Below are 11,927 nucleotides of genomic sequence, written 5' to 3'. Positions count from 1 at the left end.
CGATGATACATTTTGATGAGAAAAGAACGATCTGGGTACTCGAAACAAAAACGATGGCGTATGCGATCGGGCTTTGTGAAACAGGGACAATTAATCAAACCTATTTTGGTGCCAAACTTCCCTACCTTTCCGATTATCCCAACGCAGACACTGAGGCAGAATATCCATTTACTTTGGGGAGCGAATTAAGCGCCGAGGAATATATGGGGTGGTCCAAAGCTAAATATACGGAACCATGCTTAAAAGCAACATTTTCCGATCATGTGCGAGATGTCGTGCTTGAGTATGAAACTTGGAGCATGACATCCGATACGTTGACAATTACGCTTAAAGACAATCACTATCCGTTAATTGTTCATCTAAGTTACAAGATATATGAAAATATCGACATTATGGAACGGAAAGCGGAGATCGTGAATGGCGGCGAGACTAGCATAGCATTGGAAACGGCATTATCCGGTTCTACGTACGTGCCTAAACATAAAGATTATCGGCTCAGCTATTTGACAGGGAAGTGGGTCGGAGAAACCCAATTCAGTCAGATCATGCTTCCAACTACCAAAGTAGTGCTGGAAAGTAGAAGAGGTACGACTAGTCATTATGCGAATCCTTTTTATACGTTAGATCCGAATGGACTTGCGACAGAATCAGTAGGCGAAGTGTATTTTGGAGCACTTGCGTTTAGCGGTAATTGGAAAATTGCGATTGAAAAGGACCATTTTGGACTGGTCAAAGTGAGCGCAGGCGTGAATGATTTTGATTTCTGTTGGGATTTAAAACCGCAATCCAGCTTTACTACGCCTGGTTTTTTTATCGGTTATACCAGTGGTGGATTTGGAGAAGCGAGCCGCAATCTTCACCGTCTGCAGCTGCAATATTTACTGCCTGCTCCTAACAGAGAAAAGCTCAGAAAAGTATTCTATAATTCGTGGGAAGCGACTAGTTTTGACGTGAGGGAGGATCAGCAAGTCAACCTTGCAGAAATTGCTTCTTCCATTGGCGTTGAGTTGTTCGTAATGGACGATGGATGGTTTGGAGCACGAAACAGTGATCGAGCAGGTTTAGGCGATTGGCATGTCAACCCAGAGAAATTCCCGCAAGGCTTGGAAGGCTTGATTTCTAAGGTAAATGCATTGGGCATGGATTTCGGACTGTGGGTGGAACCGGAAATGGTCAATCCGGACAGCGAATTATATCGGTCCCATCCTGATTGGGTCTATCATTTTCCAACGAGGCAACGAACTGAAATTCGAAACCAGTTGATTTTAAATTTGACTAGGGAAGATGTACGCCAATATATTTTTAATTTTATGGATCAGCTTTTGGGCACCTACAACATCAAATTTATTAAATGGGATATGAATCGGAATTTTAGCGAGCCTGGATTCCCTTCCGTTGCTGTAACGGAACAACGGGAGATTTGGGTAAAACATGCTATGGGCGTATATGAAATTGTGAAAAAGTTGAAGGAACGATATCCTGATGTCATTTTTCAATCTTGCTCCGGTGGCGGCGGTAGGGTTGATCTAGGCGTATTGCAATATTTTGATCAAGTCTGGACTAGCGATAATACGGACGCATTTGATCGGTTGCGAATTCAAGAAGGGTTTTCATTTGCTTATTGCGCCAAAATTATGGAATCCTGGGTGACGGACGAAGTCAATTGGGTGAATCAAAGAAAGTTATCTTTAAAGTTCAGATTCCATTGCGCCATGATGGGGAACTTGGGGATTGGCGACAATCTGCTGCATTGGTCCGAGTTGGAGAGGGAAGAAGCTAGGGAGCTTACCCTACTTTATAAAGAGATTCGTTCAACTGTACAGCATGGTGATCAGTACAGACTTCTTTCACCGAGAGAAAATAGTGTGTCAGCGAGTATGTATGTGAACGCAGATCAAGATGAAGCCGTTGTATTCGCCTTTTTGCACAGCAATTCATTCGGAAATCAATTGCCTCGTGTCCGTCTTGCGGGTTTGGATAAACATGCGCTTTATTCGATTGACTCCGACCCGCAACATGCCAGTGGTGAAGCATTGATGCAGATTGGGATTAAGCTGGAATTGAAAGGTGATTTTGATAGTGCGGTTATTCGTATTACTAAAGTCTGAGACAAAAAAACTCAACCTAAATTCGCTCTGAACTTAACAATTATACGACTAAACTTTCATTATTGGTTTGAGAGTCAGATCTTGAGAAGACAGGCTAGTTGCCTGCTTCTTTGAGGAGTTAATTATAATCGCTTACATTTTAATTTTTTACCTACTTGGCCGATTAACGCGTCGACGACGGTTTTGGCCTTGTCGCTGATGGGAAACATCCGACCGTTGTCCTCTTCTTTGAGTGGATGCCGAGATTTTCAAAAAACGCAATAATGTCCTTATTCCCGAAATAGGTGAATGCACTATAAAAGAAGCGCCCGTTGCCAGGGATATGCTTGATCAATTCATCCATGTCTTTGTTGTTTGTCACGTTGCATCTGCCGCCGCCAGAAATGATGCGTAGGGCTCCATATTCAAAAGATACACACAACCCGTGGATAACTTGTTAATAAAACGGGTGTTTTTGTGGGTAACTAACATCTCGAGTGTGGATAAATGAAGTTGAATTGTGGATAACACCTTGTTTTCCTAATTTCATCCACAAACAATCTCTTTCTTACATTCTTTAGACGAAGCTATCAACATCATCACGAAGATTACTGTCACTAAAATGGTAATGATCCACCTCCAGGTCTAACCATCGTTGTCCAAGAGAATCTTCTTTCCCGTAGTAGTGCAGCTCGCCTTGCTTGGAAAGTACAATAGCTTCGCATGCTTCGCTGCGTTTGGCAAGAGGGGCTAGCCCAGCCTCCAGCCCAAATGAGCCCAACAATCGTGCCCATACGTGGCACTCCACTAGGTCTTGACCCGCAACCGTACATTGCAGCACATCGCTGCTAGCGTCACCCTGCTTGTGATCCTGAAGCGGGCTGTACGTAGAGAGCGCACCCTCCAGCATCACAATCGCAGCTAGTTTGGCGTTCTTGTTCCATGGATTTTGAATCCCGATCGTCCATGGCTCCTGCTGAGCCCCAGATTGCCCCCATGCCGTCACATCACCCTCGGATAGCATGAGCCCCCGTGCAAGCGATAAGGTTTTCTTCATATAATTGACAAATCGTTTCAACGACCAGCTTTTCTCAAGACCTTGCAAATGAATACGTGTATGCGGAGGCAGTGTGACCGATTTCATTGTTGGATTGACTCGCCAGCCAAGTGAACTTGGCGTTTGCTTGGGTGTTCCCGGGGGTGATTGGATAGAAAGCAGCGGTGTATAATAGCCATCCGTGATAGCTTGATACATTTCAGCAAGAAATAGTACCTCCAGCATTGTCGTGGACACGAGGCAGCTTTCACCTGCCAACGTATTAAGAAGGTTGATTTCGCTGTCAGCTACATCTGAACTGAATCTTTTGTACTCCCGTCCAAACCAATCTTTGCCGATATCTTGTATACATCGTTTATCCTTATTAGATACGATCAGTATAGGGGATTTACCTGAGATTCAATTGATCGTTAGCTGAAAAATGGCTGAAGATTTCCTGATTTTCAGCAAGTTTTCAGCCACTGCTCAGATTGCTTTTAGGCAGGATATGGGATACTGATTGTAGAAGTCGTGTACGAATGAAATGCGGGGGAGTCGAATGGGAATGCAGATGCGTCAATTAAAAGGTATTAAAATTTTACTCGTCGATGACGAGCCTCATATCTTAGAATTTCTAGAGCTCGGGCTTACAAACGAAGGCTTCGAGGTGATGACAGCACAGGATGGCATCAGTGCGATCACAGCTTGTAATAAATTTCAGCCGCATATCGCGATTCTGGATGTCATGATGCCTGGCATGGACGGGTTCGAGGTGTGCCGCATGATTAAGAAGACGGACAACGTCGCGGTTATTATGTTGACAGCTAAAGATGAAATCGATGATCGGGTGAAGGGGCTCACATTAGGAGCCGATGATTACATGATTAAGCCGTTTAGCTTTGAGGAGCTCCTGGCGCGCATCTACGCGCGGATTCGGAACCATTTTCCAAACTTGTTCGGGGAAGTCATTATTGGGCCATTACGTATGGATGATCGCCGCAAAGAAATTTCCATGCATGATCGTGTCTTAGAACTATCGCCGACGGAGTACGAACTGCTTAAATTTATGTCGATCAATCACGGTCTTGTGCTAAGTAAGACGATGATTCTGGATAAAGTGTGGGGCTATGATTTTGGCGGTGAAGAAAATATTGTGGAAGTGTACATACGCTCCCTGCGCGAAAAGCTTGGAGATAAGGAGCATAAGCTGATTCGCACCATTCGCGGCGCGGGGTATCGGATGGATTTGACATGAAGAGGCGTGACTGGTTTGCAAATAGCTTCGAGACCCGATCCTTAAAGTTTCAAATCTTATCACGCACGTTATTGGTCATGTCCGCACTATTGCTGTTAATTGGTGTGTTTCAATATGTGTTCATGCAGCAGTTTATGTTTCAAAATAAGGCGGAGACCATTCGCAATCAGCTTGCTGCGCTGCCGCCCAACGTGTGGCTTCGAGCTGAGCAAGGGCTAGATAAGGGAACGAGTCCATTCCTTCCTAGGCAGGATTTCATGCGCAATAATCGGCAGGATGCTTTCGGTGAAGGCCCGCGGATTTTTGTGCCGGATTTAACCATTGCGCTGATTGATGACAAAGGGACATATAAACTGGTTTCATCGCAGGATGAACAGTCGACGTTGGAGTTAGATAAGGAAGCATATTTAAAAATCCTGCAAAAGAGATCGAAGAAGCAGGAGCATTTGATTATGGAAGACAGTCAAGGGAACGAACAGTTGGTTGTCTTTCATCAAATAGGAGGCGGGGAACCTGATCGTTCCCGCGGCTATCAGGCGCTCATTCAAGCAAGCACAAGCACCGCTCCGATCAAAGATGTTCTTCTAAGGCAGCTGCTTACCTTCTTATTTCTATCGATGCTCGCGATGGTTATTGGGCTGCTAGGCTTCCTGCCGGTGCTGAGACGGACACTCGTGCCACTGTCCAATTTAGTAGATACGGTGAAAAGTATTGATTCGGGTAACTTGAATGAACGCTTTCCCGATCATCAGGGGCAGGCGGAGATGGATCGTTTGGCTACCTCCTTCAACAGCATGCTAGAGCGTTTGGAATTTTCATTTGAAGCTGAAAAGGAAGCGAAAGAACAGATGCGCCGTTTTGCTGCAGATGCCTCGCATGAGCTTCGAACACCGCTGACCTCGATACACGGCTTCCTGGAGGTATTGCTGCGCGGAGCGTATCAACAGCCCGAACAACTGTTGAAAGCGTTGAAAAGCATGCACGGCGAATCGGTCCGCATTAATAAATTAGTCGAGGATCTGCTGCTGTTGGCGCGGCTTGATCGAACGCCGTCTTTTCAGAAGACGGAGGCAGCTATGGATGACTTGCTCCACGAGATGGAGCACCAATTGCGTCTGCTTGCAGGTGAGAGAACAGTCACCTTCCTTTTGGAGCCAGAAACACAGTGTCATTGTGATCCGGACAAAATCAAACAAGTGATCCTCAACTTGTTCCACAACGCGGTTCAGCATACGCATCCGGAGACGGGTGAGGTGAGAGTCTCACTGACGCGAACGAACGCAGGCGTTGAAATCGCTGTACGCGATAACGGACCCGGGATTGCGCCAGAGCATATTGCGCATTTGTTCGATCGGTTCTACCGCATCGATTCCTCGCGGGCAAGACGCAGCGGCGGCGCGGGCTTGGGCCTATCGATTACTCGTTCCATTGTAGAGGTGCATGGCGGAACAATAGATGTGGAGAGTGTAGTCGGTGAGGGGAGCATGTTTATCGTGCGGTTACCGAGATAGTATGGGGAAGAAGCTGCGCTGATGCGTCAGCTTCTTTTGTTGTGTGGCGGGTGCGAGTGATGGGTGAGCTCAAAAGTAGGGCTCAGAGCTCCAAAAGGAGCGGTTGACCGCCCTTAATTCGCCCGAAAGCTGCCAAAGCATGAAATTAAGAGTGGTGGACCACTCTTAATTGTCAGTGGAAGGCTCAAAAGTAGGGTGCAGCGCTCCAAAAGGGGCGGTTGACCACCCTTAATTCGCCTGTAAGCAGCCAAAGCATGAAATTAAGAGTGGTTGCCCACTCTTAAACGTCAGTGGAAGGCTCAAAAGTAGGTTGCAGCCCTCCAATAGGGCGGTTGCCCACCCTTAATTCGCCTGTAAGCAGCCAAAGGAGGAAGTTAAGAGTGGTAGACCACTCTTAAACGTCAGTGGAAGGCTCAAAAGTAGGGTGTAGCGCTCCAAAAGGAGCGATTGCCCACCCTTAATTCGCCCGAAAGCGGCCAATGCATGAAATTAAGAGTGGTGGACCACTCTTAATTGTCAGTGGAAGGCTCAAAAGTAGGGTGCAGCGCTCCAAAAGGAGCGGTTGCCCACCCTTAATTCGCCCGAAAGCTGCCAAAGCATGAAGATAAGCGTGGTATACCACGCTTATCCCCACATAAATAGGGCCTCCACAAAGTAGGAATCGCTACTTTGTGGAGGCCTATTTACTCGGCGTTTAAGAGACAAGCTTGCGGCTGCGCGGGCGAAGGGCCCATGAAGCCATGACCAGCGCTAAGAACACTAGCGGTTGAGCAGCGAGAGCTAGGCCGTCACCATTTAAAATGTGCGAAGCTGCGGCTCCCGTGAGCTCGAAGAAAAAGCCAGCGTAAGCCCATTCCTTCAGCCGCGGAAAGCGCGGGATCAGGATGGCGATGACGGCCATTAGCTTCCAGAAGCCTAGAATGGTTAAGACATACTCGGGATATCCGAGCCCGTTCAACGTGGCGATCTGCTGCTCACCATGCGTGATGAAGAAGAATCCGCCAATCACGAAGCTTGCAGGCCCTAGGATGGTAGTTACCCAGTAAGCGATCAGCTTGTTGCGTTCTTTACGATAAGACATAATTCAGCGTCCCCTCTTTTTGAAATTGTGCTCATATAATCCTTAGTCTACCATAGATATTGTCAAAAAGAGAACACCAGTACGTAAATTTGGGAATTAATTTTACCATACTATTTTCAGCTAATGCTCAGATAGCTCTCAACGAACCTTCAGTTTACGCTCAGATGGGTTTCAGGTAGGGGGGCTATACTAGGTTTTGTAAGGGAAACAAAACACAAATCCAAAGATGAGGTGGAATAACAATTATGAAAAAAATCAGCAAAAAAATTCTCGCAGGTTCGCTAGTAGCATCTTTTGTCATCGGAGTTGGCTTAGTAGGAGCCTTACATAATGAAGCATTCGCAGATACAGCAGTAGGTACGTCAACAAGCACAACAGCGCCAAAAGCCGATAAAGCAGGCAAAGGCTTCGGCGATCGCGGCCGTGGTCACATGGGAGACCGTGGTGGCTTCCGTGGCGGCAACGTGATCAAAGAGACGGCAACAATCCTAGGTGTTGAAGAAAGTGTTGTGCAGGAAGTACTTAAAGCAGATAAAACATTAGTGGCGTTTGCCATTGAAAAAGGACTGACGAAGGAAGATTACTTGTCCAAGCTTGTTGCAGCAGAGACAACTGCGATTACTGCTGAAGTCACAGCTGGTAAGCTGACACAAGAGAAGGCAGATGAGATCATCAAAGGTCTGAGCGACCAATTAACGAAGCAAATTGACGGCACCGGCTTAAAGGGGGGCTTCCCGGGTGGCGGTAAAGGCGGCCAAGGCGGTCCTGGCGGTAAAGGTGGTCCCGGAGGCTTCGGTGGCGGACATTTCGGCAATCCTGAGGTCATCACGACAATTTTGGGTATTACACAAGATGAGCTGAGAACTGAGCTTGAATCAGGCAAATCTCTCGTGGATATCGCAACAGCGAAAGGCATTAGCGAAGATGATTTGATCAGCAAAATTAAAGACGGCATGACGGATTCTATCAAGAAGGCTGTTGAGGAAAAAGGCACGGCTCACAAACGTCCGGAAGGTGCGCAAGGTCGCCCAGATCTCAACGCATCCAAAGGTGCAGCAACACCTGCTCCAACAGCCACAAACTAAGGGGAAGTTATGAAAAGCTGCTCGCTATGCGAGTGGCTTTTTGTGCTTGAGGTGGAACAGGCCTGAGATCTCGTCCCCATTTTCAGCAAACCCTCAGCTTTCGTTCAACTACCTTTCAGCCCGCACTCAGACAGGTTTCAGTCGTCCCTAGTAGACTACATCTTGTGAAGATTGTACAGCCTAGGCAAGCAGTGTCTGGGTAAACCGGGAGAGGGGTTATGACGGATGAAAGCAAGCAGTAAGAAGAGGTGGCTAATCGTAGCCCTGGCGGCCATCCTTTGTGGGGCGGGTACATACTATTATGTACATAATAATTCGAAGCCAGCTGCAGCGGCTACGCAACAAACAACGATGAAAGTGACCAAGGGTGCTATCTCGATGGCAGTTTCGGGGACATCCCAATTGGACGCTAAGGATAAGCAAAACATTGTGATTCCGATGGAAGGAATCATCAAAACGATGAATTTAACCCAGAATCAAGCGGTCAAAAAAGGCGATGTACTCGTCGAGCTCTCCGTTCCGTCAACGGAAACGAATCTGAAGGAAGCGCAAGTGAGCTTGGGGCAGCTAGAGAGTGATCTAGCGGAGCTGCAGTCTGAACAAGGAAATATGAGCGTATCCGCTCCGATGTCGGGCAAGATTTCCTTGAATGCGAATTTTGACGTTGGCAGCCAAGTAAATAAAACGACCAAGATCGGTACGATTTCGGATACAACGCAATTTAAGGTGAAGCTGCCTTTTTCCCTGCAAGAAGCTGTGCAATTGAAGAAAGGTGATCCTGTGGAGCTGAGTGTGGATGGCTATTTGCTATCTAAAGTTGGAGCTGTCGACACGATCGGTCACGAAATTAGCGCAGACACGAATGGTAACAAAGTGGTGTTGGTCGATGTACTCGTCGATAATGACGGCACGCTTTCGGCAGGATTGAAAGTCAAAGGCAGCATTGGCGGCGGGAATACGAAGGTAGAGTCTTCCGATCAGGCAGCGCTCGCCTATGTGCGTACGGCTTCTATTTTCTCAGAAGCTAGCGGTACGGTGAAAACGCTGAAATTCAAAGATGGCGATACGATTAAACAAGGCGATCTGATTGTGACTCTTTTTAACGATGACCTTCAAAAGAATATCGTCTCGAAACAATCTGCGATTGAAAGTCAGAAGATCCGTGTCAGCGATGCCCAGCAAAAGGTCGATCAATTAACGATCAAAGCACCGTTTGATGGCGTGTTCTCGGCGGATTTTGCCAATAGTAAAAACAATGTCTTACGGAATTATCCAGTGGGCGCGCAAATCAATGGGAATACAACGCTCGGTGCTGTTGCAAGCTTAAGTACGATGCAGCTCGCGATTGCGGTGGATGAACTGGATCTGACAACGGTGAAGGTGGGTCAAAAAGTTAACGTGAAGGTAGATGCGATTGCAGGCAAAACCTTTACAGGTGAAGTGACCTCCGTCTCGAATGTCGGAACAACAACGAATGGCGTTACAACCTATGATGCGGTTGTAGCAATTCCAAATACGGCTCAGAATGATCTGAAATACGCGATGACGGCGACAGCTGAAATCTTGATCCAAGATAAGAAGGATATTCTTGTGCTGCCGATTCAAGTGGTGACGACAACAAGAGGCAAGTCGACGGTTACGGTGAAGAAGGCTGATGGCACGACGGAAGAGTGGGAGTTAAAAGTAGGTATCCGCAGTAAAACGCAGGTTGAAGTGCTAGGCGGGGTAAATGAAGGCGATGAAGTTGTGATGCCGGTGCGCAGAGCGACAACAACGACGAACCAACAACAGCAAGGCTTCCCAGGTGGAGGTGCATTCCCAGGCGGCGCAGGAGGTTTCCAAGGCGGCGGTGCAGGAGGAGCTGGCGGAGGCTTCACAGGTGGTGGAAATGCTGGCGGTGGCGGAGGAGGAGCGCGTCAATAAGGAGCTAGCCTCGCGCGGAAAGGAGCTAATGGGATGAATATCATTGAGTTAAATGAGATCACGAAGAGTTACACCCGTGGTGCGGAGGAATTGCAGATTTTGCGCGGCATTACCTTGCATATTGCAGAAGGCGATTTTGTCGCTATTATTGGTCCCAGTGGATCGGGTAAATCGACGTTGATGAATACAATTGGGCTGCTAGATAGCCCGACGTCAGGTTCATATACATTGGATGGCGTGGCAACTGAGAAAATGTCAGACAACGGACTTGCTCAGCTGCGCAATCGGAAAATCGGGTTTATTTTTCAACAGTTCAACCTGTTGCCAAGACTGACAGCGACGGAAAACGTTGAGCTCCCGATGATTTATGCCGGTATTCCGGCCAAGCAGCGGAGAGAGCAAGCGAAGCGCATGCTGGAGAAGCTGGGGATGGGTGAGCGCGGACATCACAAGCCGAGTGAGCTTTCTGGGGGACAGCAGCAGCGGGTCGCGATTGCACGTGCGTTGGCGATTTCACCATCGCTAATTCTAGCGGATGAGCCGACAGGTGCGTTGGATTCCAAGACGGGCATCGAGGTGCTCGAGTTGATCAAGGAACTGAACCAGCAAGGCAATACGATCGTTTTGATCACACATGATCATCACATCGCCGATAACGCCAAGCGTGTCGTAGCGCTGCGCGACGGTGAAATCGTCAGTGATACCCGGGGCGGTGCATGGTCGGTTGAAGTGCCTAAGCTAGAGGAGGCGCATTCATGAGAATTTGGGAGCTTTTCCAAATGGCGATGAGCACGATTCGCTCTAATCCCTTACGAACGGTGCTGACTATGCTAGGCGTTATTATCGGGGTGGCTTCGGTTATCACGCTCGTGTCGATCGGTCAAGGGACGTCCAAAGCCATCGAAAAGCAGTACGAAGGGCTAGGAACGAACCTACTGACGGTTAATTTACAAGGCAACGGGCGCGCCACGCAGTTAAATTATGACGAGTTCATGACCCTTGAGGGGACTGCGGGCATCTCTTCGATTGCCCCGACGATGACGCAGAACAGTTCCATTAAATATGATCGGACAACCGAAAGCTACAATGTAATTGGAACGAATGACCGGTACTTGGAATTGCAAAAAGGGAAGATGGCTAGCGGACGGTTCCTCGCTCAGGCGGATCTGGATTTCCGCAACCACGTTGCGGTTATCGGTAGTGAAGTAGCAACAAAGTTCTTCGGTAAGGAAGATCCGATCGACGAAGAAATTAACGTGAAGGGCTACATGTACACGATTATCGGTGTCCTACAATCGAAGGGCTCTAATACGAGCGGTACCTCGTTGGATAGCTCGGTGTTTGTACCGCTGCCGACGATGAGCAGGGATTTTAAGCTAGGGAGCATTCGGACTGCCTATGTGGAAGCATCCTCCGGTGATCTCGTCAGCCGTGCACAAGTAGCCTTGGAAGCTTATTTATTTCAAAAGTTTAAAAGCACGACTGGCTACAATATTTTGAACTCATCCGAGCTCATAAGCGCAAGACAAACGGCATCTAGCACGTTGACTAATCAATTGGTCGCTGTTGCGGCGATTTCCCTACTTGTAGGTGGCATTGGGATCATGAATATTATGCTTGTGACCGTGAGTGAGCGGACAAGAGAGATCGGGATTCGGAAGTCGATTGGGGCGAAGCGGCGAAATATTTTGCTGCAATTCCTAGTCGAGGCTACGTTAATTAGTGGGATGGGCGGTTTGATCGGTTTACTGGTTGGGGTCGCGTTATCGCTGGCCTGGCCGTATATCAATCCAAGCCAAGAGACGAGCCTATCGCTCAATATTGGACTCTATGCGTTTTTATTCTCAGCACTCGTTGGTGTCATTTTCGGCTTATATCCAGCGAATAAAGCATCGAAATTAAAACCGATCGACGCCCTGCGTTTCGATTAGGCAACAGGAGGTTTGTAC

The 11,927-nt window shown here is 47.8% G+C and carries 9 protein-coding genes and 1 pseudogene; 7 read left to right on the top strand and 3 right to left on the bottom strand.

Annotation, left to right across the window (positions count from 1 at the left end; translation table 11 throughout):
• The first annotated feature begins 2 nt into the window (after window positions 1–2).
• Window positions 3–2,108: an alpha-galactosidase gene (locus AC58PQ_RS14685; RefSeq protein WP_497242653.1), complete on the top strand. Its 2,106-nt coding sequence runs from the start codon at window positions 3–5 to the stop codon at window positions 2,106–2,108.
• 152 nt (window positions 2,109–2,260) lie between these two features.
• On the opposite strand, the pseudogene AC58PQ_RS14680 reads toward AC58PQ_RS14685, so the two are convergent.
• Together AC58PQ_RS14680 and AC58PQ_RS14675 are read right to left on the bottom strand one after the other, a co-directional pair.
• Window positions 2,261–2,493 (bottom strand): annotated as a pseudogene (locus AC58PQ_RS14680) (NAD(P)/FAD-dependent oxidoreductase); the annotation flags it as partial.
• A 171-nt stretch (window positions 2,494–2,664) separates the two neighbouring features.
• Complete coding sequence (locus AC58PQ_RS14675; protein ID WP_497242779.1) at window positions 2,665–3,483, bottom strand: FAD:protein FMN transferase; 819 nt, start codon at window positions 3,481–3,483, stop codon at window positions 2,665–2,667.
• 211 nt (window positions 3,484–3,694) lie between these two features.
• Here AC58PQ_RS14675 and AC58PQ_RS14670 point away from each other — a divergent pair, with 211 nt between their 5' ends.
• Both AC58PQ_RS14670 and AC58PQ_RS14665 read left to right on the top strand, forming a co-directional pair.
• A complete protein-coding gene (locus AC58PQ_RS14670) occupies window positions 3,695–4,378 on the top strand; it encodes a response regulator transcription factor (RefSeq protein WP_497242777.1) in 684 nt (227 codons plus the stop codon).
• Window positions 4,375–5,889 carry a sensor histidine kinase gene (locus AC58PQ_RS14665; RefSeq protein WP_497242652.1) on the top strand — a complete coding sequence of 505 codons (1,515 nt, stop codon included), beginning with the start codon at window positions 4,375–4,377 and terminating at the stop codon, window positions 5,887–5,889. The genes AC58PQ_RS14670 and AC58PQ_RS14665 overlap by 4 nt, the downstream gene beginning before the upstream one ends.
• 694 nt (window positions 5,890–6,583) lie before the next feature.
• Here AC58PQ_RS14665 and AC58PQ_RS14660 read toward each other — a convergent pair.
• A complete protein-coding gene (locus AC58PQ_RS14660) occupies window positions 6,584–6,970 on the bottom strand; it encodes a DoxX family protein (RefSeq protein WP_497242651.1) in 387 nt (128 codons plus the stop codon).
• Between the two features lie 245 nt (window positions 6,971–7,215).
• On the opposite strand from AC58PQ_RS14660, the gene AC58PQ_RS14655 reads away from it, so the two are divergent.
• The 4 genes from AC58PQ_RS14655 to AC58PQ_RS14640 all read left to right on the top strand — a co-directional run bounded on the left by AC58PQ_RS14655 (window position 7,216) and on the right by AC58PQ_RS14640 (window position 11,909).
• Entirely contained in the window at window positions 7,216–8,055 is an 840-nt protein-coding gene (locus AC58PQ_RS14655; protein ID WP_497242650.1) for a hypothetical protein, read from the top strand.
• A 225-nt stretch (window positions 8,056–8,280) separates the two neighbouring features.
• Window positions 8,281–9,978, top strand: a complete 1,698-nt coding sequence (locus AC58PQ_RS14650; RefSeq protein ID WP_497242649.1) for an efflux transporter periplasmic adaptor subunit — start codon at window positions 8,281–8,283, stop codon at window positions 9,976–9,978.
• Between the two features lie 33 nt (window positions 9,979–10,011).
• The gene (locus AC58PQ_RS14645) at window positions 10,012–10,737 is read left to right on the top strand and encodes an ABC transporter ATP-binding protein (protein WP_497242648.1); all 726 of its coding nucleotides are present in this window, start codon (window positions 10,012–10,014) and stop codon (window positions 10,735–10,737) included.
• Window positions 10,734–11,909, top strand: coding sequence for an ABC transporter permease (locus AC58PQ_RS14640; protein ID WP_497242647.1), 1,176 nt, complete (start codon window positions 10,734–10,736; stop codon window positions 11,907–11,909). Before AC58PQ_RS14645 ends, AC58PQ_RS14640 begins: the two co-directional genes overlap by 4 nt.
• Window positions 11,910–11,927 lie beyond the last annotated feature (18 nt).

It is taken from the genome of Paenibacillus sp. J22P143, from assembly GCF_059692035.1.
This window is presented reverse-complemented; position numbering and strand designations above follow the sequence as displayed.

Bases quoted from the DNA above. Each gene is read 5' to 3' on its own strand.
- AC58PQ_RS14685 (WP_497242653.1), top strand. From the start codon at position 3: ATGATACATTTTGATGAGAAAAGAACGATCTGGGTACTCGAAACAAAA.
- AC58PQ_RS14670 (WP_497242777.1), top strand. From the start codon at position 3,695: ATGCGTCAATTAAAAGGTATTAAAATTTTACTCGTCGATGACGAGCCT.
- AC58PQ_RS14665 (WP_497242652.1), top strand. From the start codon at position 4,375: ATGAAGAGGCGTGACTGGTTTGCAAATAGCTTCGAGACCCGATCCTTA.
- AC58PQ_RS14660 (WP_497242651.1), bottom strand. From the start codon at position 6,970: ATGTCTTATCGTAAAGAACGCAACAAGCTGATCGCTTACTGGGTAACT.
- AC58PQ_RS14655 (WP_497242650.1), top strand. From the start codon at position 7,216: ATGAAAAAAATCAGCAAAAAAATTCTCGCAGGTTCGCTAGTAGCATCT.
- AC58PQ_RS14650 (WP_497242649.1), top strand. From the start codon at position 8,281: ATGAAAGCAAGCAGTAAGAAGAGGTGGCTAATCGTAGCCCTGGCGGCC.
- AC58PQ_RS14645 (WP_497242648.1), top strand. From the start codon at position 10,012: ATGAATATCATTGAGTTAAATGAGATCACGAAGAGTTACACCCGTGGT.
- AC58PQ_RS14640 (WP_497242647.1), top strand. From the start codon at position 10,734: ATGAGAATTTGGGAGCTTTTCCAAATGGCGATGAGCACGATTCGCTCT.